This window comes from Novosphingobium clariflavum (genome assembly GCF_026420865.1).
Lineage (GTDB): Bacteria > Pseudomonadota > Alphaproteobacteria > Sphingomonadales > Sphingomonadaceae > Novosphingobium > Novosphingobium clariflavum.
The window spans coordinates 539,602-561,427 of sequence record NZ_JAPCWC010000001.1; the positions used below are offsets into that span (position 1 = coordinate 539,602).

Consider the following 21,826-nt stretch of genomic DNA (forward strand, 5'->3'; position numbering starts at 1 on the left):
AGCAGAGTTGGGTGACACTGTCCTCATGATGACCGAACAGCCCGCACATGCAACTGTTTCCCCCGAGGCGGCGCCCGGCGCGCTGATGGACCGCAAGGTCGAACGCCGCCGGCCGCCGCTGTGGCGGCGGCCCATGGTGCTGGCAATCGCCGGGGGTGCGGTTGCCGCGCTCCTGCTGTGGCGCATGCTGCCGGCCAGCGGATCCACCGACATCGATGCCGCCCAGATCGAGATCGGCACCGCGACCCGCGCGCCTTTCGCGGACTACCTGCCGGTGCGCGCGACGGTCGCTCCCAAAGTGACGACGCTGGTCGGCGTGCTCTCGGGCGGGCAGGTCGAGAAACTGCTGGTGCAGGACGGCGCCATGGTTTCGGCAGGCCAGCCGCTGGCCGTGCTGGCCAACCCCGAACTGCGGCTCGACGTGCTGACCCGCGAGGCGCAGATCGCCAGCCAGCTGGGCGGCGTGGCGGGCGAAAACCTGGGGATCGAGCGCAACCGCATCGACCGCGCCGGGCAGGTCGCCCAGGCCAATTACGACCTCATCAGGGCGCGCCGCGAACTGGCCATCCGCCAGCAGCTCTACGATCAGGGCTACCTCTCCGACGCGGGGGTGCGCAGCTACGCCGAAGAGGCCGCCTACCAGCAGAAACGGCTGGCCCAGCTGCAATCGGGCAGCACGCGCGAGGCCGGGATCACCGCCACCCAGGGCGCCCGCCTCAACGACACCCGCGCGCGCCTTGAAAGCAATCTTGCCGCCGTGCGCGCCAGCCTCGATGCGCTGACGATCCGCGCGCCCATGGGCGGACGCCTCACCAACTTCACGATCCAGCCCGGACAGGCGCTGAAGCCGGGCGATCCGGCCGGGCAGGTCGACAGCGAAGGCTCCTGGAAGCTGACCGCCGATGTCGACGAATATTACCTGCGCCGCGTGGCCCCGGGCCAGAAGGCGGTTGCCGAAGGCGCGCGCCTGACCGTCTCGAAAGTGCTGCCCGCCGTGAAGGACGGGCGTTTCCGCACCGAGCTGGATTTCGCCGGCGCCCCGCCTGCCGGGCTCAACCGGGGGCAGACGGTCGACATCCGCATCACGCTGGGCAGCACCGCCCCGGCGCTGGTCGCCCCGGTCGGCGGCTGGCTGGAGGCAGGCGCCGGCACCTCGGTCTTCGTGCTCGACGCCGACGGTGCCCATGCCCGCCGCCGCACCGTGAAGACCGGCCGCCGCAATCCCGAACAGGTCGAGATCCTGTCCGGCCTCCAGCCGGGCGAGCGCATCGTCACCTCCAACACCTCGTCGATCACCGGCGACATCCTCAATCTTCGGTAACAGGAAACATCCCCATGATCCGACTGGAACAGATCCAGCGCCGCTACGTCTCGGACGAAGTCGAGACGACGGCCCTGCGCGACATCGACCTCGCGGTCTCCGCCGGCGAATTCCTGGCCGTGATGGGGCCCTCGGGCTGCGGCAAGTCCACCCTGCTCAACACGCTGGGCACCGTCGACCGCCCGACCTCGGGACGCTACCTGTTCGGCGATCAGGACCTGGCCGCGATGGGGGAAAAGGCGCTCGCCCGGTTCCGCGGGGCGATGCTCGGGTTCGTGTTCCAGAGCTTCAACCTGATCGACGAGCTGACGATCGAGGAAAACGTCGCCCTCGGCCTTGCCTACCGGGCCAACGGCGGGGATCGCCGCACGCGGGTTTCGCAGGCGATGGACAAAGTCGGCATCGCCCACCGCGCCCGCCACTTCCCGCACCAGCTGTCGGGCGGCCAGCAGCAGCGCGCCGCGATCGCCCGCGCCATCGTCGGCGATCCGAAGCTGATCCTGGCCGACGAGCCGACCGGCAATCTCGACACGGCCAACGGCGAGCAGGTGATGAACATCCTGCAGGCGCTCAACGAGGAAGGCGCCACCATCGTCATGGTCACCCACTCGCCAAGCCACGCCGACATGGCCCGGCGCCGCATCGACATGCTGGACGGGCGCATCGTCGCCTCGGCCATGCGCGCGATCTGAAGGGGCCTGCCATGAACCGCTTCGCGCTGCTTTCACTCTACCGCTCGCTCACCCGCCACAAGCTCTATGCCACCCTCAACGTCGGCGGACTGGCGGTGGGCATCGCGGTGTTCCTGGTCCTCGGGCTCTATGCCCGGTTCGAGACCAGCTACGAGAAATGGCTGCCCCGCCATGACCGCGTCTACGTGGCGCAGACCGTCTGGAACCTGCCGGAAAGCCCGTTCAACGGCGCCTATCCCTACACGATGGGCGGCCTGCTCGAACAGCTGCGCGAGGACTTTCCCGGGGTCGTCGGCACCCGCATCCGGGGCGGCCGGAACGGCGGCACGGTCATTCGCGGCGGGGTCGCCACATCGGCCGACATCGCGCAGGTCGACGCCTCGTTCTTCGATGTCTTCGACCTGCCGATGGTGCGCGGCAGCGGCAGCGCGCTGCGCCAGCCCGCCAACGTCCTCATCAGCGAGACGCTGGCGCGCCGGTATTTCGGCACCAGCGATCCCATCGGCCAGACCCTGACCATCGCCGTGGACAAGGCCGTCAACTACCGCGTCGCCGGTGTCTTCCGCGACCTGCCCGCCAACAGCGACTTCAGGATTTCAGTGCTGGTGCCGCTGCCCGCCGCGCCGCCCTCGGAGCAATGGTTCCACTGGGGCAGCTCCTCGCTGCAGACCTTCCTGCGCTTCGACACGCCGCAGGCCGCACGCGCCTTCGAGCAGAAGCTGCCCCCGTTCGTCGACCGGCGCGGGCTTGCCGACATGGGCAAGGATGCCTCCAGGATCCAGCAGATCAAGCTGCTTCCGCTCACCCGGATGCACCTGGAACCGGCCGGTTCGGAAAGCGCCAGCGCCAAGATCACCGTGGTGACGCTGGCCATCGTCGGCCTGCTCACCCTGCTGGTGGCGATCGTCAACTACGTCAACCTGGCGACCGCGCGCGCCAACGTGCGCGCCCGCGAAGTGGCCATGCGCAAGGTCCTGGGCGCGGACCGGCTGGCCCTGGTGCGCCAGTTCCTCGGCGAGGCGGTGCTGACCGTGGGCGTCGCCGCGCTGCTCGGCCTCATTCTCGCCGAACTCAGCCTGCCGCTGGTCAATGCGGCGGGCGGCCTCTCCCTGACCATCCCTTATGCGCTGGTGGTGCCCGCGCTGATGGCGCTGACGCTGGTCGTCGGCCTGCTGGCGGGCTTCTACCCGGCGCTGCTGCTTTCCCGCTATCCGGCGGCGAGCGTGCTGGCTTCCGCCCGCTCGCCCGGTGGCGGGCGGGTCGGCACCCGCGTGCGCGAGGGACTGGTGGTGCTCCAGTTCGGCCTCGCCATCGCCTTCATGGTCGGCACCGCCGTGCTGGTCGCGCAGACCCGCCATGTCCGCCAGTCCGACCTCGGTTTCCAGCGCGAGGGGCTGATGATGCTGCTCTCAACCCGCGACAGCCTGGTCGGCGCGGACCGGACCCGCATGATCGCCGCCGCGATCCGCGAGCTGCCCTCGGTGCGCAGCGCCGCGATCGGCAACAATGCGGCGGGCGGCAGCGGCGAGGACAATGCCGACAACGTCCCTCTCCCCGGTGTCGCCGGTGACGGGCCGTCGCTGCGCTGGATCATCACCGGGCCCGACTTCTTCAAGGTCTACGGCGCCCGCGTCCTGGCCGGGCGCGTGTTCGACGCGGCGCACCGCGACGACGACGCACTGGCGCGCGACATGGCCAGCGGCATCAACATCGTGATCAACCGCCAGGCCGTGTCGACGCTGGGATTCCGCTCGCCGCAGGAGGCGATCGGCAAGACCGTCGGCGGCAAGCGCCCGCGCACGATCATCGGCGTGGTCGAGGACATGCGCTTCTTTTCCCCGCGCCAGCCCAACAGCGCGACCTATTATGTCTATTACAGCCAGCCGGAGAAGGCCTTCACGGCGGTCGTCTCGATCCGCTACACCGGCGATCCGCGGGTGACGATGGATGCCCTGCGCACGATCTGGCAGCGCAGCGTGCCGCAAGTGCCGTTCGAAGCGGCGACCGCCGATACCCAGCTTACCAAGTTCTACGAGGCCGACGACCGGGCGACCCGGCTCTTCGCGATCGGTGCGGGCCTGGCGGTGCTGATCGGCTGCGTCGGGCTCTGGGGGCTGGCCTCGTACAATACCCAGATGCGGATCAGGGAAATCGGCATCCGCAAGACGCTGGGGGCCTCCTCGGCCGACATCGCCCGGCTGCTGGTCGGCCAGTTCCTGCGGCCCGTGCTGCTCGCCAATCTCGTGGCCTGGCCGCTGGCCTTTGTCGCCATGCGGACATGGCTGACCGGCTTCGACGACCATGTGGCGCTCTCGCCGCTGTTCTTCATCGGCGGCACTGCCGCGGCGACGGTGATCGCGGTGCTGACGGTGCTGGGGCAATCGCTGCGCGCCAGCCGCGCGGCTCCGGCCTGGGCGCTGCGCCATGAGTAGGAGCGCCCGGTCCTGCAGGGCGGCCCGGCATGTCGCCCTGTTGCTGCTGCTCCTGCCGCTCATCCCGCCGGTTATCGCGCAGGTTATCCCACGGGCCTCGGCCGAGACCCTCGGCGATGCCATTGCCGCGGCATACGAGACCAACCCGCAACTGGCCGCCGCCCGCGCCCGGCAGGAAGCGCTTGCCGAGACGCCCGAGCAGGAACGCGCGCTGGCGCGGCCCACGCTGTCGGTCGAGGGCAATGGCGGGTACGACCGGCAGGGCTACGGCAAGGCGGCCTCGCTCACCGCGAACCTCGCCCTGCCGATCTGGACCGGCGGCCGCGTGTCCTCGGCCCTGCGCGCGGCCAACGGCGACGTCGCCGCCGGCGAGCAGGGCCTGCGCGACAGCGAGGCCGCCATCCTGCAGGGCGTCGTCTCCGCCTATGCCGCGCTGCTCTACAACCAGCAGGCGGTGGAGGTGGCCCGTGTCGGCATCCAGCGGCTCGACATGCAAGTGTCCGAGACCCGCGCCCGCTACGATCTCGGACAGGCGACCCGCACCGACGTGGCGCAACTCGAGGCGCAGCGCGCCACCGTCGTCGCCAACCTCGCCGATGCCGAAGGCGCGCTGGCCACGGCGGAGGCGACCTACCGCGCGGCAGTGGGGCACGATGCGGGCACGCTGGTGGCCGATGTGCCCACCCCGGCGGCGCTCCCGGCCAGCAGGGACGAGGCGCGGCGCGCGGCGGAAGACGCCAATCCCGCCCTGCTCCAGCAACGCCTTGCGGTGGACGCTTCGGCGGCGCGGGTCGACCGGGCGCGGGCGGAAGGCGCCCCTTCGGTCGATCTCGGCGGTTCCCTGGGACGGGGCGAGCGCTGGGCGGACGGCAGGCTCGACGATTTCGAGAATGCCGCATCGGTGGGGATCACCCTGCGCGTCCCCCTGCTGACCGGCGGCCTCGTCGCGTCGCGGGTGCGTCAGGCGGAAGCGAACACCCGTGCCGAGCGGTTTCTGGCCGATGCCGCCGAGCGCGACGCCATGCGCGGCGCCGACACCGCCTGGGCTGCGCTGACTGCAGCCGGGGCCCGCCTGCGCGCCAACACCGAGGGGCTGGCCGCCGCCGACCTTGCGCTCAAGGGGGTGCGGGCGGAATATGCATTCGGCCTGCGTTCGACCGTCGACATTCTCGTCGCCGACCAGAGCCTGCGCGCCGCCCAGTTGGCCGTCGCGCTCGCGAAATCGGACGTCCTGGTGGCGGAGGCCGGCTTGCTGCGGGCCGTGGGAAAGCTGGGGCGCACGGCCTACGAATAAGCCAGCGGCCTTCTCTCCGACGCGGGCTCCTGGCGCCGGCCATAGCGCCGCGCCAGCCCCGCGCAGACGAACAGCTGGGCCTGATGGAACAGCATCAGCGGCAGCACGATCAGGCCCACGGCATGGCCGGGAAACAGGATCGCCGCCATCGGGATGCCGCCCGCCATGCTCTTCTTCGATCCGCAGAACACGATGGCGATCTCGTCCTCCTTCGCGAAGGCGAGCGCCCGGCTGGCCCAGGTGGTGGCAAGCAGGACCAGCGCCAGAACCGCCAGGTCGATCAGCAGCACCAGCGCGATGCTGGCGGGTGAAAGCTGGTGCCAGATCCCGGCCACCATGCCCGCACTGAACGCGGCATAGACCACCACCAGCACCGATCCGCGATCGACGACCGCGGTCAGCAGGGCATGACGGGCGAGCCAGGCGCCGATCCACGGGCGCAGGGCCTGTCCCACCACGAAGGGCAGCAGGATCTGCAGCGCGATGTCCTCCAGCGCCTGCAGCGAGAAGCCGCCGCTGGCCGCCGGCAGCAACTGCGAGACGAGGATCGGCGTCAGGAACACGCCCAGCACGTTGGACAGCGAGGCACTGCACAGCGCGCCGGGCACGTTGCCGCGCGCGATCGCGGTGAAGGCAATGGAGGATTGCACGGTCGAGGGCAGCAGGCAGAGGAACAGCAGCCCGGTGACGATATCGCCCGGCAGGTGGCCGCGCAGCAGCCACGTCAGCACGATGCCGATCAGCGGGAACAGGATGTAGGTGCTGGCAAAGATCAGCGCCTGCAACCGCCAGTGCGACAGTCCCGACCAGATCGCCTGCGGTTTCAGCCGCGCCCCGTAGAGCAGGAACAGCAGGGCGACGGCAAGGTTGACCGCCAGATCGACCACCCCGCTCGCCCGCCCGGTGGCAGGCAGCAGCGCGGCAAGCGCAACGGTGCCGATCAGCAGCAGCAGGTAAGGATCGAGGCGGGAACGGATCGTCGTCAGCAGGGTCATGGAAAGTCTCGTCTGGGAAGACGGCCCATGTGCGCTTGCGGCCAATGATCGACAATCCCGATAGCCACGATAACAATTATCATGAATAGTGATGTCCATGTCCGTTCCGAACCTCATTCCGGTCGATCTCCTCCAGACTTTCGTGGCGGTGGTCGACGCCGGCAGCTTCACCCGCGCGGCCCGCGCACTCGGCCTGCGCCAGTCGACCGTCAGCCAGCAGATCGGGCGTCTCGAAACGCTGGCCGGGCGGCGATTGCTTGACCGCGACACGCACCGCATGGCGCTGACGCCCTCGGGCGAGCGGCTGCTCGACCAGGCCCGCGCGATCATCGATTCGCATATCCGGCTGGGCCAGACCCTGTCCGAAGCGCCCCTGCGCGGGCGGCTGCGGCTCGGGGCCTCGGAGGACTTCGTGCTGTCTGCCCTGCCCGACGTGCTCGCCACGTTCGCGCGGCGCCATCCCGAGGTCGATCTGGAACTGAGCGGGGGCCTCAGCCATGACCTCTACGATGCCTTCGACGCCGGGCGGCTCGACGTCATTTTCGTCAAGCGCCGGGCCGGCGACCGACGCGGCACGACCGCATGGCAGGAGCCGATCCGCTGGATCGCTCATCCCGACTTTCACGTCGATGCCCATGCTCCGCTGCCGCTGCTGCTCTACCCCCCGCCCAGCGTCACCCGCGCCAAGGCGTTGGAAACGCTGGAGTACTGCGGCCGCGACTGGCGGATCGCCTTCACCAGCGCCAGCCTCGCCGGGCTCAGCGCGGCGGCACGCGCGGGGATCGGCATCATGCCCCATTCGGAACGGCTGATGCCGCGCGGGCTGGCGGTCGTCCCGGCGGGGGCCACCCTGCCTGCCCTGCCGGACGTCGAATTCGTCGTGATCGGGCCGGGACCGGGCAATCCTGCCGCCGACGGCCTGATCGCGACGATGCTGCAATGGGCGGTGTGAAGCAGCGATCGCTGCGGCGCTGCGGGATGGCGGCGGCCGTGCAATGCGGTTGACCTTGGCGGCGCAGGCACTAGATCATGTGGAACGGGTGGGTAAGCGTCCCTCTAAGTGGGGCGAATGAACGGATTACGAACTATGACGGCACAGCGCGAAGACAAGGCCGATGTCGAAGTGAAAGGCACGCAGACCTTGATGCGTGCGCTGGACATCATGGATGAAGTGATCGACGGGCCGATCCGCGCCGCCGATCTGGCCCGCAAGCTGGGCATGAGCAAGACCACCGCGCATCGCCTCGCCCAGGCGCTGAAATCGCGCGGCTATCTCTCGGTGACCAATGATGGCTTCGGGCTCGGCCCCAAGCTGCTCGAACTGGGCGTCATGGCCACCCAGCAGATCGACTACGTGCGCGTGGCGCGGCCATTCATGGAAAAGCTGTCGGAGGACACCGGCTTCTGCGTCTTCGTGGGCAAGCGCGAGGGGGACTGGTCCCGCCACCTCGACCGCGTGACCGGCCGCCAGCGCCTGCGCGTCGCCACCGCCCCGGGCGACCGCCGCCCGATCGCCGAGACGGGCCTGGGCAAGGCGCTGCTGCTCGACGAGCCGGAAGAGGTCTGGGAAGACCTCTACCGCCAGGCGAGCGGCGGCAAGGTCTCGGCCAGGGCAATGAAGGACTATGTGGCGCAGATGCGCGTGCACAAGGCGCGGGGCTATGTGCTGCACGACAGCGAACTCGGCGACGGCGTGCGTTCGATCGCCGCGCCGATCCGCGATGCCCGCCGCCAGATCTGCATCGCCCTCTCCATCGCCAGCGCCGCGCACTACCTGACCGACGACATCGTCGACGACCTCGTCGCCGCGATCGTCGCCACGGCGGGCGAGATCGGCGAGGCCGTCGGCTACCGCGCGCCGCGGGGGTGAACGTTCGGGGTCTGCGATCAGAACGCCCCCTTGCTTACCTCGCAATCCCGCTCAGGCCGACCAGCGGATGGTCACGCACCGCGTGCGGGCTTCGACAAGCTCAGCCTGAGCGGGTTTGGGTTTAGCCGCGGAACGGCAGGTTACGCCCCGTTGCTGACGTTGGACGGAAGAGCTCGGAAGGGCAGCTTCCTAACTTTTTGCTCCGAAAGCAGCCTTTCCGGACACGCCGACATTGCGGACGTTTCAGGTCGATGGCAAATATTGCGAATGAGGATACTTTGCGCCGTGACGCTAACGCTGTTTGTATCTGGCTGCAGCGATCAACTGACTAACGAACAGAAAGAAAGATATGTCGCTGATGCGGAACGGCGCGTACAACTTCCCCCAGGAGCGGGAATGATAACATGTTACGAACGGACTTATGCAGTTATCTCTAAAGGGTGGGCGTTCTCGACCGAAAAAATCCTAATCGGCGTCTATAACCTTCCACCCTCGCATCAGAAAAACGAAGCGCAAAAGACGGCGCCCAAGCCAGGAGTTTACTGGCGCGGCGAAGATTTGAAAGCGCATTGGTACGACCAAGGATGTCACACAATTTCATTCCAATATAGCCTAGATCGCCCACCTGAAAAGATAAGAGCAACGTGTGCACCAATATTAGATGGCTCAGTGCCTACTTCAGCAAATCCCATCGTCACCTGCTAGTCGTCTGTCAAAACTTGCTGGCGCTTTACGTGCTTTGGTGCAGGCAAGCGATGTCCGCCCCCCCGACTTTGCAGTCGTAGCGTGCCGTTGGCAGCCGACCCGATAGCCGCCGGTTGTTCATGCGGGCCGGAACGTCCGCTTCCCACCCTAAGCAGACCCTCCGCAAGCGCGCTTTCGCTCAGTTCACCCCATTGACCGGTTGCCGCAGATCGCCGCTCCGCTCGTCCTGTTCGACCAGCAGATTGCGGCCCCAGAGCTGGTCGTAGCGCCAGCCTGACAGGTCTTCGACGACGGCGCAGGCCTCCGGGCTGCTCGGCGTGCGGGCGCCGGCGCGCAAGTGTTCGATCTCGCGCATCAGCACCGCGTGGGTGGCGGGCGAGAGCCGGAAGCGGCGCGATACCAGCACGCCGAACAGCAGCATGCCCACCGTACCCAGCCCCAGCAGGACCGCGATGGTGACAACCGCGCCGTGCGACTGCCGCGCCGCACCCGAGACGAAACCGCCCGCCTGCATGACGAAGCCGACCCCTGCGACGGCAGCGGCCTGCGTCGCCTTGCGCACGAAGGTCATGACCCCGGCAAACGCCCCCTCGCGGCGGCGGCCGGTGACGATCTCGTCGACGTCGGCCATGTAGTTGTAGGTCGCCCAGGGGATGTAGTTGAGCGCGCCCCGGCCCAGCCCCGCCAGCCCGATGGGAAGCCAGATCATCGCGCTGCTGGCGGTGATCCCGGCAATCCACAGTCCGATCAGCGTCAGCGCGCCCGCGCCGAAGCTGGCGGCGGCGATCTGGTAGGCGCGGCTGGGCGAGGCTCGCAGCGCCATGTTGATGGCGATGATCACCGCCACGAACTGAACGATGTACATCGTGCCGAGCAGGCCCGAGGCGATCGCCGTGCTGCCCGCCAGCGCAAAGATCACGAAGAACGTGAACGCGGCGTTGAACACGTCCTGGCTGATGTAGCCCCCCAGGTACATGCCGAGGTGCAGGCGGAAGGCACGGATGCGCATGGTCGAGAACAAGTTGCGATAGAGCGCCTTCAGCGCCTCCAGCGGCCCGGCCGCCTGGCGCGGCCCCGCAGCCGGCGGCGCGCTGCCCGGTCCGTGACGCTCCCAGCTGAACATGTAGAGCATCGCCGCCGTCAGCATGAACAGCGCCGCGAAGATCAGCCCCATGTAGAAGAAGGTGTCGGCACTGTCCCGGCCCAGCGCCTCGATCAGCCACAGCGGCAGGAACCCGGCCAGGATCGCCGAAGCCTGCCCGAACAGGATGCGCCAGCCGGCGAACTTGGCCTTGGTGCGATAGTCGCTCGACATCTCGGCGGCGAGCGTCTCGAACGGGATGATCTCCATCGCGTAGACCAGCTCGAACAGCACATAGCTGACGAGGTAGTACCAGAAGGTCTGCCCCGGCAGCCACATCAAGGCGAAACTGGGCAGCAGCGGGATCGCGGCGAGAATGAAGAAGCGCCGCCGCCCGAACCGGCGGCCGAGCGCGGTCATGCCGAAATGATCGGAGATATAGCCGATCATCGGCGAGGCGAAGGCGTCGAGCACGCGCGCCACCGCAAAGATCAGCGCTGCCTGCCCGGCCGAAAGCCCGCAGAACTGGGTGTAGAAGATCAGCACCCAGCCCGAGATGACCGCCATCGACCCGGCCCCGAGCACATCGTTGGAGCCATAGGCGAGGTAGTTTCTCAGGCGCACCGGGCGCAGGGCCAGAGTCTGGCGTTCGGGCACAGCAGGATCCTTCACCGTATTTCCGCACGTGACCCGCCTCTGTTTTCGGACGGATTTGCACGCGCTCTTTCGTTTTTCAGGTCATATTAAATAATGATACGCGGTTCACCAGTATTTTGTCGGAGTAATCGCCGGGCGAGCATTGCCGCCCGCCCGGCCACTCCATCAGATGTAGGTCCGCAGGAACTCGGCCAGCGCGCAGATGGCCAGGCTCTGCCCGTAAGGCATCGAGGTCAGCGCGATGTCCTTGTAGAACTGCAGCGTATCGCCCATCGCGGTGCCGAAGCTGACCTGCTGAAGCTCGCCCGCATCGTCGATGTTGGCAAGCACGCCGCGCACCGCCCGGATGCCCACCGCCTCGTATTCGCGCGGGAGGTAACCCTTGCGGACGGCTTTCAGGATGCCATAGGCAAAGCCCGCCGTGGCGGAGGCTTCGAGATAGCTGGTCGGATCGTCGATCAGGGTGTGCCACAGGCCGGTTTCGGCGTCCTGCGTGGCGGCCAGGGTGCGGACCTGGGCTGCCAGCGTGTCGATCAGGAACGAGCGGAAGGCATCGCCCGGTTCGAGATCGAGCAGTTCGATGATCTCGGGGATGGCGATCGTCACCCAGCAATTGCCGCGCGCCCACAGGGCCTCGGCAAAGTTGTGGCGTCCGGTGAAGTCCCAGCCGTGGAACCACAGGCCGGTCTTGCGATCGGCGAGGTACTTGATGTGGACGAGGAACTGGCGCTTGGCTTCCTCGATGTACTGCGGCCGGTCCAGCAGCAGGCCGATCTTGGCCAGCGGCAGCACGCTCATCATCAGCGTGTCGTCCCAGAGTTCGCCGGGATTCTCGTCGTTGTAGACGATGTGCTGGAAGCCGCCCTCCTCGGTCTTGGGCAGGCCGTCGGGCGCCATCAGCCACTCGGCCCAGGTGTCGAGATAGGGGATGTAGCTGGGATCGCCGTCCAGTTCGTAGAGGTAGGCCAGCGTGATGAAGGGGGCCACCGTGTTGATGTTCTTGGTGGGCGTGCCTTCGGCGAAGCGGTCGGCGAACCACTGGCGGATGATGGCGAGCGCGGCCGTGTCGCCGGTCTGCTCGAAATAGCGCCACATGCCGAACAGGCCGACCCCGTGGGTCCATTCCCAGCCGGCCCAGCCCTTGGTGTCGATCACGCGGCCATCGTCGAGGTGCAGCAGGAACTCACCGGTCTCGTCCTTGATGTGAACGAGGTTGTGCATCAGCTTGCCGATGGCGTCGGTGACTTCCGCGCGCGGAATGTCGTGCGTAAGCGCGGCCAATTAAGGTCTCCTGGTCATGGTTTCGGGGGCGCTCGCGGAGCGCGGAAGGACGGGGCGGCGGCTCATTTGAGCTCTGCCGGGGTCTGCGGGGCGGGCACCATGCGGATGGGCAGTCCGCCGCGGACATTGTGCAGGGTGACAAGCTTCACCGCCTCCAGCGCATCGCCGGGGGCGCCGTCGCTGGTGACGGCCAGCGCCAGGTGGTTGGCGCCGTGGTGGTTCAGGATACCCTCGGGGATCGGGAACAGGCGCTGCGGCCCGACGTGGGCGATGAACTGGCCCATGTTCCAGCCGTTGACGAAGATCAGCACGCGGTACTTCGCGGCCGAGCGCGGGGTCTCGGTATCGCCGAAGGCCAGCGCGATGGTGGCGTCCTGTCCGCTCGGCACGGCAAGGTCGAACCGGGTGCGATACCATGTCGTGCCGGGCCCGGCGCTGGCCGCGGGCACTTGCGCGGCGGTCCAGCGGCTGTCGTCGAACAGCGGCAGGTGCCAGCCCATGCGTTCGCCATATTGGCCGCCGTTGTTGGCGGGGCCGCGCACGGGGTCGGTCAGGTCCTCGCCGCCGCGCTGGCCCTGGATCTTCCATGCGATCGGCACCGCGAAACTACGCCCGCCGGGCTGCGCAATCGAGGCGGAGATCAATCCGCGCGCTTCCTTGTGGAAGTCGTCTGAATCGAGGTCCCAGTTATGGCCGTTGTTGCGGACCATGACCGACAGCACATGGCTGCCGCCCGCCTGCGCCTCGGCCGGAAGGTCCAGCGTGACGGTGCCGGTGGTGATCGGGCGGGGGAGGCCGCTCGGCGTCTCGGCCTGACCGATGAACTTGCCGTCGAGCCAGGCCTGCACGAGGCCGGAGCCGCCGGCGCCGTAGAACAGCGATACGGTCCGGGCGCCGGGGGAGCCCTCGAACCTGCCGCGATACCAGACGTCGCCCTCGTGGAAGCCATAGGCATCCATCGCCAAGTTCGGCTGGCCGTCCGGGCGCTGGGTGATCGTGGCATTGGGGCGATTGCCGCCGACGGCCTGCCAACCGCTGTCGTCGAACTGCGGATCGGCCTCCGGCGAACCCGTGGCCATGCGCCAGCCGCTAAGGACGGGAAGCGCAACCGGGGCAGGACCGGACAGCGGCGCGGTGGAAGCGAGGCTGCCCGCGGTGGAGGACCTGGCCGGGACAGGCGCGCCGTTCCATGACAGCGCGCGAACGGCGGCGGGCGCCCAGACTTCGAGACCGCCCGCTTCGCCGGTGTCACCGGTCAGCGCCAGCGCGCCGGATTTGAGCGAAGCGTGACGGACCAGTTGCGGACCGCGCACCAGAACGGGGCCTGCGGAGGATTCCACGCGGGTATAGCGGGTGCCTTCGGCCTCGTCGGCAAGGATCAGGACCAGGTCACCGCGTCCGCCGCCGGTCACGCGCAGCACGGTGCGGCCCGTATGGGTGTAGGTGACTTTCAGGTCGCCCTTGGTGTCGTTAAAGGCGGTTTCTGCCGCGCCTTCCAGAACCGTGACTTTCGGGGCGGAAGCATAGCGCAATACGGTCTCGCCCGGCTCCCCGCCGCGGCCGTAGAGCAGCAGCAGATCGGCGTTTCCGGCCTTGGACACGGATTGCAGTTCGGAGGTCGAATAGACCAGCCGCTGCCCGCCAAGGTTCACCCCGGCGACCAGCCATTTGGCATCGAAGCCATTGAGCCGCATCGGAAAAGTGTAGCGCCCATCGGGCAGCGCGGCGGTCACCGTGAAGCTGTCGTCGGTCTGCCCGTTCGATGGCTTGTGCGCCACCAGCAGGAAACGCGCGTCGGTCTCCGGGCTCTTGTTGTGGTAGACTTGAATATGGGGCGAAGAAACCTCGGGCGCGCCTGCGGGGATCATGCCCGCAAGGTCCGGGACCGAGGCGATCAATCCGCCCAGCTGCTTCATTTCCAGCGCCTTTTCGCGCAGGTTGCGCGCCTCGGAAATGGCGGCGCCATAGTCGTAGCTGGTGAACACCACCGGGGCGGGCAGCCAGCCCCAGCTGGTGCCGCCATAGGTCATGTAGAAGCTCTGGATGCCGATGCCGTTGGCCAGATTGGTGCCGTAGAACACCCGCTGGAACCGCTTGCCGCGCTGGACCGCGTTGCACTCGTAGCCGCCGTTGGAACCCCAGTAGTCGAACCAGCCGCCGCCGAATTCGGCCAGGAATCCGGGCGTTTTCGGCGAAGCGGAGGCACCGCCCCTGGCGCCGCCGGTTCCGTAGAAACCCCAGTCCGGCGCGGCCACGCTGCGGGTCGGCTTGCCTTCCACGGTGCAGGTGCCGCCAGGATAGCCGTCGAACGCATACATGTCGTTGGGGCCGTGGACGACCTTGTCGACGGACGAGCCTTCCGGCACCCAGTAGCCGTTACGGCCCTGATCGTTGTGGAAGATCGGCACGGTAATGCCATCGGCGCGGGCCTTGGCGTAGAGGTGATCCATGTAGCGCCGCTGCGCGGGCGTGGTCAGGGCGAGTTCGTTCTCGATCTGGTGAAGGATCACCGAGCCCTTATGGCCCTTGCCGTCGCCGTTGATCTGGTGGCGGGCAATGATCGCGTTGACCCGCGTCAGCCACTCGTCGGCAGCGGCCATATATTCGGGATCGTCGGTACGGGCGCGGGCCTTCTGGTTGACCAGCCAGCCCGGAAATCCGCCGCGCGACAGTTCCGCGTTCACGTAAGGCCCGGCGCGGGTCATGACCCAGAGGCCCTCTTCCTCCGCCATCGTCAGCAGGCGGTCGAGGTCGCGAATGCCGCTGAAATCGTAGACACCCTGCTTGGGCGAGTGGTAGCCCCAGTCGAAATAGAGCGCGACCGCGTTGAACCCGCTGGCCCTCATCTTCTGAAGCACATCGCGCCAGAGATCGGGGCTGGGCAAGCGGAACGGGTGGAACTCGCCGGACCAGATCACCTGCCGCTTGCCGTCGATCATCAGCGAGCGCGCATCGAAGGAGACACGGCCGAAAGTCTGGACCGGCGCGGAAAGGTCGGCGGTCGGCTTCGCGTCCTGCGCCAGTGCAGGCCGCGAAGCAGCGGAAAGAAGCAGGGCCAGAAGGAAAGCGCGCTTCATCGGCTCAGTCCATGTGGAACATGAGCGGGAGTGACCATTCCTTCGGCCGGTTGCCGGGCTCCACTTCCATCAGCGGCGCCATATAGTCCCACCAGCGGCGCATCACCGGGTGATCGGGCAGGGTATCGCGGGTATTGCCGGGCCGCACGCGCAGCACCGCGAAAAGCGCGAGGCTCTGCTCGTCGAGGAAGATCGAATAGTCGCGAATGCCCGCCTCGGTCAGCAGTGCGGAGAGTTCGGGCCAGATCGCATCGTGCCGGCGGCGATACTCATCGACCGTGCCGGGCTTCAACTGCATCCTGAAGGCGTGGATCGACCCCATCCCCTTATCCGGCACCACGACTCTCCCGATGTTCCATTATATGGATTTCAATACCGTTATTTGGTAGCCAATCCCACCCCGCTCGTCAATCGCCATTCTGATACAAAGGGGTGTTCGAAAAGGCCGGAAATGCAACGTTTTCGAGCCGGATCGGTCGACGCGCCTCGTGAAGAAGCGTTTCCGCGTGAAACGTGTCCACGGTCAGGCGTTCCACATGGCGGGCCCAGAGCGCCCAGGCCGGGAGCACCCCGAACATGCTGGGTTCGGGATAGGTGCCGGCCAGTTCCGCAACGTTTTCCGCGGCTTGCGGCGGGCTTCCCGGCGCCGCACCTGCCTCGCCATAGAGCAGGTAGACGTCGCGCATGACCAGCGATTCGATCGGCCGACCGGCCAGCCCGGCAAAGGCCGCAGGAAAGCGCGGATCGATTCCCCGCGCGTCGATCTCCGACACAAGCACCTCCCGCACCCCGCCGATGCCGGTACCGTCCGGCCCGCGCCGCCGGTCACCAAGGCGTACGAACAAGGGGGCCGTCGTCACGTCCCGCATCGTGAGACGGGTGGCGACGATGTTCTCCATCATGCCCCCGTCCACCGTTTCCAGTGCCAGGCCCCGGCAATGGGTGAAGCTGCAGTCCTGCACCTTGACGTTGCGATAGCCGCCGTTGCTTTCGGTACCGAGCTTGATCCGGCCGGTCACGCGGTCGCGGTCCGGCGCGAATTTTTGCGTCCTTGTCCGGGTCCCGTCGATCAGTGTGCCCCTATCGTAGCCGGACACCGCGCAATCGCGGATCACCACGTTTTGAGCGGCTATCGGCTCGCCCAATGCAAGGCTGGACTTGACGACGATGCCGTCATCGTTGGGGGAGTTGACCTTGCAACCGCGCACCAGCGTGTCCTGCACGCAGTCGAGGTCGATACCGTCGCGATCGGTGTCGATCGTGAGGTCTTCGATCACCAAACCGCGCGTGCCCGTGGCCAGGATCGCGAAGTGCCCACCCTTGCTTATGGTGAAGCCCGAAAGACGGATATTGCGTCCGCGCTTGAGCGCGATCGCCTTGTTGCCTTTGCCGTCCATCGCCGCAATGGCGGGTTCCAGCAGGCCGATTTCCCTCGCGCTCATGCCCTGCATGGAGAGCGGACGCTCTCCGGTCTGCGCCTGCCAGCGCGCGCCGGGGCCGTCCCGGGTCAGCCCCTGGCCATCGATCAGGCCTGGCCCTTCGATCGTGACCTCCTCCACGTCTTCGCCCCAGATCAGGCTGTTGCGCCAGTGGCTATGGCCGAAATCCTGATAGAGGCCGGAAGCGGACTCGGGCGGGTCGTAGCTTCCGCCGTGAAGCGCGGGATCGGCCGCGATGATCGTTGCCCCATGATCGAAGAGCAACCGGATCCGGCTCCTGAGGCGGATCGAGAAGCACAGGTAGCGCCCTTTCGGCACCACAACCGTACCGCCGACGCGCGCAGCTTCGGCGATCGCCGCGTTGAAGGCAGGGCTGTCGATGGCCACGCCGTCGCCGGTGGCGCCGAAATGGCGAACATCAAAGCGCCCTTGCGCGGCAAGCACGGATCGCGGCATCACGGAACCTATCATGCTGAACGCGCAAAACCGGCGGCGAGGCAGATTCACCGCGTCAGCTCCCTTCCGGCTTGCCTTCATCCAGCGGAATGCTCGCCGCGATCGGCACGGCACCCGGCAAAGGCGGGTGCGAAGGATCGAAATTCCGAAGCACCACGTAAGGCGCGATTTCGGGGATCTTCTCGGCCACCTGCCGCGCAATCGCCGCGGCGAAAAGCCAGGCGCCGTAGTTGTTGTTGTGCGTCCGGTCCTTGCCGTTATCGGCAAAGGCCTGCGGCGAGACATCGGGGCCGAGCGCCTGCATGATCGCGATACTGTCGCGGTTAAGGTCGATCAACGGGACATTCTCATCCGCCGCGACCTTGCGCACGGCAGCGGCATAGGCGCCAAGCGTGTCCTTGATCTTGCCGCTATCGTCGAAATTGCGCCGTTCGGGTGAGGTGACCAGCACCGGATGCACACCGCGACGGCGCGCTTCGGCGATGTAACTGCGCAAGTAGGCGGGATAAGTCAGCTCCGGATCGAGGTAGGTCATCGGCCATTCGGACTTCTGATCGTTGTGGCCGAACTGGATGAACAGCCAGTCGCCCGCCCGCATCTGGGTCAACATCTTGGAAAAGCGCAGCTGGGCGATGAAGGATTTCATCGTCGCCCCGGACTTGGCATGGTTGGCCACTACCAGGTGATCGTCAAGCATTGCCGGCAGCATCTGCCCCCAACTGGTGAAAGGCTCGGTATACTGGTCTGCCACGGTGGAATCGCCGGCAAGAAATAACCGCGGCGCATCAGCGGGTTCGATATGGATGGCTGCGACGCGCGGCTGGCCAAGGAATTCCAACGTCAGCTTGTCGTCCCAACTGAAGCTGGCGAGATCCCGCTCGTCCAGCAGTACGGCCTGCCCGAACCGGGGTGCCCCAGCCGGTTGGCGCGGCAGCCGGGCGTCGCGGACATCGACGAGGAACGTACGCGTCACCAACTGTCCGCGCCGGGTCGCAACGTCACGCAGGAACAGGCGGCGGCTCTCTGCCTTGACGGTGGTTCGGCCCGCGCTGCGCTTGTCGCCAAGCGTCAGGGTGACGCGGTATGTGCCCTGCGGCAGCGACACGGAATACAGGAATTCACCGGAAGGATCGCGCCGCTCGGCCCCGCTTCCGCCCGGCTGGTAACCGGGTATTTCCTCGGGCGCCTTGCCGGCCAGATCGATGTCGACGATCGGCGCGCCGCTGGTTGCGGACGCGACGGCCAATGCCAGCGCCGTGGTCAGGGACATCGTCATCCTCTCCGTTTCGTGAACCGCCTTGCTAACGGGCCAATCCCATATGACGGACCATTTAGGCATATAACGGGACGAACGGAAGTCAATCCAAGTGACATCGTTTCCCCGCGACGAGACGCTCCGTTTCTGCGGGGAAATTATCGAGGAAGATCGATCGGCAGCGATTTTGACTGGAAATGAGCGAACTTGGGATATATGGTAAAACGTGATCCCACATAATGGGACATTATATAACGATAACGGGAGTGTGATAATGGGAAGGGCAACCTCCAGGTCCATCAGGTGCAACCAGGCGTCGGCATCGCTGCTGGCGATGGCGGCGATGATGACAGTGTCGTTTCCGGCGTGTGCGCAGGAAACCGCAGCGCAAGACGGTACCGCCCAGCAGCCACCCAGCGCCGAGGACATCATAGTCACCGGTTTCCGCGCCTCGCTGAACGCGGCGCTGGCCGACAAGCGCGATCAGACTGCCGCCATCGACACGATCAAGGCCGAAGACCTGGGCAAGTTTCCCGATTCCAATCTGGCCGAATCGATGCAGCGCATTCCCGGCGTCGCCCTCCAGCGCGGCGATGGCGGCGAAGGCAAGAACATCTCCGTGCGCGGCCTTGGCGCCGACTTCACCCGCGTGCGCATCAACGGCATGGAATCCGCAGCCCAGACCGGCGGCTCGGACATCTACGGGGCCGGCAACAATGGGCGCAGCTTCGACTTCAACGTCTTCCCCACCGAGATCTTCTCCGCGCTCACCGTGCGCAAGACGCCATCGGCGGATGTCGAGGAAGGCTCGCTGGGGGCGACCGTCGATCTCAGCGCGCCAAGGCCGTTCGATTCCGCCAAGGCTTTCGTCCTCTCGGCCACCGCACGCGGAGTTTGGAACGAATTGTCGAAGCAGGTCGATCCGCGCGCGTCCGCGCTGGTCTCCAAGCAGTTCGGCGACAGCGGCTTCGGCGTGCTGGGTTCGATCGCCTACCAGAAACGCCATACGCGCGAAGTAGGCTATTCGGCGGTCGACATTCTCTCGGCCAACCAGAACGGCATGTTCTGCTCGCCGCTGGGCCTTACCCCGCAGACCCCGGCCACGAGTGCGACGACCGGCGCCAGCGCCGCGAACTGCTCCACCGGCAATCCGCGCACCAGCGATCCTGCGGCCTACCAGACCGTCTATGACGCCCGCCGCGACGATTTGCCGAATACCCCCGGCAGCGGCGCCTTCTTCCCGCGCATTCCCCGCTACATCAATTCGCAGCAGTCGCAGGAGCGCATCGGCGGAACGATGACGCTGCAGTACAAGCCAGACGACGACACCGACATCTCGCTCGACCTGCTGTATTCCCGCTTCAACGTCACGCGCGACGATAATTACATCGAGGCAATATCGTTCGGCCGTTCGGCATCGAACCAGGGCTACCCGATGATGTCGCTCAAGGATGTCCAGCTTTCCGATCTGGGATCGGTGGAATATGCCCTGCTCGACGGCGTCGACGTGCGTTCGGAAGGCCTGCACTCCGAATACTCGACCACGTTCAAGCAGGCCAACCTCAACTTCATGCACCGCTTCGGCGACCGACTGACGGTGGACGGCAAGGTGGGCCTCAACCGCTCCGTCTGGCGCGACAAGGTCCGCATGCAGTACTACATGGATGCGCTCGATACCGACAACTTCTCGATCGACTACAGGGATGGCGGCCAGACGCCGGTCCTGGGCTTCGGTTTCGACGTCTCCGATCCCACGCAGTTCCGTTACGGCGTTTCGCCGGGCGCCGGCGTCGTCACCGGCGGGTTCAGCCTTCAGGGCAAACCCGCCACCAACACCACCAACGGCGTATTGGGCGAGATCAACGCGCATTACGAAGTCTCGGACGCATTCAAGGTTCATCTTGGCGGCCAATACCGTTCAAGCGACTTCAAGCAGCGCCTGACGACCTATTACACGGCCGATACACTGGTCCAAAACCTGCCGGCCGGCACTTCGCTGGCTGATCTCACCAAGCAGATCACCGGTGTGGACAGTCTCTGGGGCCATGGCGCTCCGTCGAGTTGGGCCACGCTCGACTGGCGCAAGCTTGCGGATACCTTCAACCTGTTCGACGCCCGCACCTGCACCGGCTGCGGCGAGATCAATCCGGGCGTCAAGGAAGAGGAATCGAGCGCCTACCTCATGGGCACGTTCGATTTCAGCGATACGGTGGGCTTTGGCCTGCGCGGCGACGTCGGCTTGCGTTACATCCACACCTGGCAGCGTTCGACCGGCTACCTCAACCTGGCCGACGCGACCTCGCCGACCGGCCTGGCCGGCCAGTTCCGCGCCGTTTCGCGCAGCTATGACGACTGGCTGCCTTCCGCCAACCTCGTCATCGAACCGATGCAGAACCTCCTGGTCCGCCTTTCCGCCGCCAAGGTCATGTCGCGCCCCGCGCTGACCGCGCTGGCGCCAACGGTGACGATCAACCCGGTGACCCGCTCCGGATCGCTGGGCAATCCCCTGCTCGAACCGATCCGTGCGACCACCTTCGATGCAGCCGTGGAATGGTACTTCCGCCCCGGTGCCCTGCTGTCGGCGGCGTTCTTCTACAAGGACATCAAGACATATGTGCAGAGCGTGAACTCGCTCGTGCCGTTCAGTTCGCTCGGCCTGCCCGATGCCCTGCTCACCGGCAGCAACACCACGCCCGACGAACTGTTCAACATCGCCACCCCTACCAACACGCCGGGCGGCCCGCTCAAGGGCATCGAGCTTAACGCCCAGATCCCGTTCAACTTCATGACGGGCTTCTTCAGCCACTTCGGCGTGCTGGCGAACTACACGCACGTCATGTCGAAGATCAACTATTGCCTCACCAGTTCCGGCGGCGTCTGCACGGTGACGACCAAGGACGACCTTGTCGGCCTGTCGAAGGACACCGCTTCGGGCACGCTCTACTGGGAGAACGCCAAGTTCTCGATCCGCGGCACGATCAATTACCGCGGACCGTTCATTCGCGGCATTCCTGCCTCGCCCGGCAGTGATCTGGTCGGTAACCGGGCAACCACGTTTGTCGACGCCTCCGCTTCGTACAATCTCACCGACAACGTGAAGCTGATCGTCGAAGGCACCAACCTCACCGACGAACAGAACAGCCTCTACACCGACAGCCAGCGGCAGGACACCCTGTTCCAGACCCGCGTCGGACGCACGATCTCGGCTGGCGTCAATGTGAAATTCTGACCTCGAAGTTCCCGGCGGGGCCCTCCCGCGCCGGCACTCACG

14 protein-coding genes are annotated in these 21,826 nt (G+C 66.6%); 7 read left to right on the forward strand and 7 right to left on the reverse strand.

The window, feature by feature from the left end:
- The first annotated feature begins 7 nt into the window (after nucleotides 1–7).
- Genes OKA11_RS02140 through OKA11_RS02155 form a run of 4 tightly spaced genes read left to right on the forward strand, consistent with a single transcriptional unit; the run spans nucleotide 8 to nucleotide 5,739 of the window.
- Nucleotides 8–1,321, forward strand: a complete 1,314-nt coding sequence (locus OKA11_RS02140; protein ID WP_267218582.1) for an efflux RND transporter periplasmic adaptor subunit — start codon at nucleotides 8–10, stop codon at nucleotides 1,319–1,321.
- Nucleotides 1,322–1,335: 14 nt separating this feature from the next.
- Complete coding sequence (locus OKA11_RS02145; protein WP_267218583.1) at nucleotides 1,336–2,013, forward strand: ABC transporter ATP-binding protein; 678 nt, start codon at nucleotides 1,336–1,338, stop codon at nucleotides 2,011–2,013.
- 11 nt (nucleotides 2,014–2,024) lie between these two features.
- Nucleotides 2,025–4,445, forward strand: a complete 2,421-nt coding sequence (locus tag OKA11_RS02150; RefSeq protein ID WP_267218584.1) for an ABC transporter permease — start codon at nucleotides 2,025–2,027, stop codon at nucleotides 4,443–4,445.
- Nucleotides 4,438–5,739, forward strand: coding sequence for a TolC family outer membrane protein (locus tag OKA11_RS02155; RefSeq protein ID WP_267218585.1), 1,302 nt, complete (start codon nucleotides 4,438–4,440; stop codon nucleotides 5,737–5,739). The genes OKA11_RS02150 and OKA11_RS02155 overlap by 8 nt, the downstream gene beginning before the upstream one ends.
- Here the strand turns inward: OKA11_RS02155 and OKA11_RS02160 are convergent.
- Entirely contained in the window at nucleotides 5,730–6,734 is a 1,005-nt protein-coding gene (locus tag OKA11_RS02160; RefSeq protein ID WP_267218587.1) for a bile acid:sodium symporter family protein, read from the reverse strand. The two genes, OKA11_RS02155 and OKA11_RS02160, sit on opposite strands and share 10 nt — an antisense overlap.
- Nucleotides 6,735–6,825: 91 nt before the next feature.
- Here OKA11_RS02160 and OKA11_RS02165 point away from each other — a divergent pair, with 91 nt between their 5' ends.
- Nucleotides 6,826–7,686: a LysR family transcriptional regulator gene (locus OKA11_RS02165; RefSeq protein WP_267218588.1), complete on the forward strand. Its 861-nt coding sequence runs from the start codon at nucleotides 6,826–6,828 to the stop codon at nucleotides 7,684–7,686.
- A 135-nt stretch (nucleotides 7,687–7,821) separates the two neighbouring features.
- Nucleotides 7,822–8,604, forward strand: coding sequence for an IclR family transcriptional regulator (locus OKA11_RS02170; RefSeq protein WP_142638491.1), 783 nt, complete (start codon nucleotides 7,822–7,824; stop codon nucleotides 8,602–8,604).
- 883 nt (nucleotides 8,605–9,487) lie between these two features.
- Here OKA11_RS02170 and OKA11_RS02175 read toward each other — a convergent pair.
- The 6 genes from OKA11_RS02175 to OKA11_RS02200 form a co-directional block, all read right to left on the reverse strand.
- On the reverse strand, nucleotides 9,488–11,062 hold the full coding sequence (locus OKA11_RS02175) for an MFS transporter (RefSeq protein ID WP_267218590.1): 1,575 nt from the start codon (nucleotides 11,060–11,062) through the stop codon (nucleotides 9,488–9,490).
- Nucleotides 11,063–11,212: 150 nt separating this feature from the next.
- Nucleotides 11,213–12,328: a beta-galactosidase BglB gene (gene bglB / locus OKA11_RS02180; RefSeq protein ID WP_142638489.1), complete on the reverse strand. Its 1,116-nt coding sequence runs from the start codon at nucleotides 12,326–12,328 to the stop codon at nucleotides 11,213–11,215.
- A gap of 62 nt (nucleotides 12,329–12,390) precedes the next feature.
- Nucleotides 12,391–15,405 carry a glycoside hydrolase family 35 protein gene (locus OKA11_RS02185; RefSeq protein WP_267218591.1) on the reverse strand — a complete coding sequence of 1,005 codons (3,015 nt, stop codon included), beginning with the start codon at nucleotides 15,403–15,405 and terminating at the stop codon, nucleotides 12,391–12,393.
- A 4-nt stretch (nucleotides 15,406–15,409) separates the two neighbouring features.
- Nucleotides 15,410–15,703, reverse strand: coding sequence for an L-rhamnose mutarotase (locus OKA11_RS02190; RefSeq protein WP_379489415.1), 294 nt, complete (start codon nucleotides 15,701–15,703; stop codon nucleotides 15,410–15,412).
- Between the two features lie 109 nt (nucleotides 15,704–15,812).
- The gene (locus OKA11_RS02195; RefSeq protein WP_267218623.1) at nucleotides 15,813–17,300 is read right to left on the reverse strand and encodes a rhamnogalacturonidase; all 1,488 of its coding nucleotides are present in this window, start codon (nucleotides 17,298–17,300) and stop codon (nucleotides 15,813–15,815) included.
- Nucleotides 17,301–17,355: 55 nt separating this feature from the next.
- A complete protein-coding gene (locus tag OKA11_RS02200; RefSeq protein ID WP_267218592.1) occupies nucleotides 17,356–18,570 on the reverse strand; it encodes a rhamnogalacturonan acetylesterase in 1,215 nt (404 codons plus the stop codon).
- A gap of 331 nt (nucleotides 18,571–18,901) precedes the next feature.
- Between OKA11_RS02200 and OKA11_RS02205 the strand changes: the two genes are divergently transcribed.
- The gene (locus tag OKA11_RS02205) at nucleotides 18,902–21,784 is read left to right on the forward strand and encodes a TonB-dependent receptor (protein WP_267218593.1); all 2,883 of its coding nucleotides are present in this window, start codon (nucleotides 18,902–18,904) and stop codon (nucleotides 21,782–21,784) included.
- Nucleotides 21,785–21,826: the final 42 nt, after the last annotated feature.

Bases quoted from the DNA above. Each gene is read 5' to 3' on its own strand.
- OKA11_RS02145 (WP_267218583.1), top strand. From the start codon at position 1,336: ATGATCCGACTGGAACAGATCCAGCGCCGCTACGTCTCGGACGAAGTC.
- OKA11_RS02150 (WP_267218584.1), top strand. From the start codon at position 2,025: ATGAACCGCTTCGCGCTGCTTTCACTCTACCGCTCGCTCACCCGCCAC.
- OKA11_RS02155 (WP_267218585.1), top strand. From the start codon at position 4,438: ATGAGTAGGAGCGCCCGGTCCTGCAGGGCGGCCCGGCATGTCGCCCTG.
- OKA11_RS02160 (WP_267218587.1), bottom strand. From the start codon at position 6,734: ATGACCCTGCTGACGACGATCCGTTCCCGCCTCGATCCTTACCTGCTG.
- OKA11_RS02165 (WP_267218588.1), top strand. From the start codon at position 6,826: ATGTCCATGTCCGTTCCGAACCTCATTCCGGTCGATCTCCTCCAGACT.
- OKA11_RS02170 (WP_142638491.1), top strand. From the start codon at position 7,822: ATGACGGCACAGCGCGAAGACAAGGCCGATGTCGAAGTGAAAGGCACG.
- OKA11_RS02185 (WP_267218591.1), bottom strand. From the start codon at position 15,405: ATGAAGCGCGCTTTCCTTCTGGCCCTGCTTCTTTCCGCTGCTTCGCGG.
- OKA11_RS02190 (WP_379489415.1), bottom strand. From the start codon at position 15,703: ATGCAGTTGAAGCCCGGCACGGTCGATGAGTATCGCCGCCGGCACGAT.
- OKA11_RS02195 (WP_267218623.1), bottom strand. From the start codon at position 17,300: ATGCCGCGATCCGTGCTTGCCGCGCAAGGGCGCTTTGATGTTCGCCAT.
- OKA11_RS02200 (WP_267218592.1), bottom strand. From the start codon at position 18,570: ATGTCCCTGACCACGGCGCTGGCATTGGCCGTCGCGTCCGCAACCAGC.
- OKA11_RS02205 (WP_267218593.1), top strand. From the start codon at position 18,902: ATGACAGTGTCGTTTCCGGCGTGTGCGCAGGAAACCGCAGCGCAAGAC.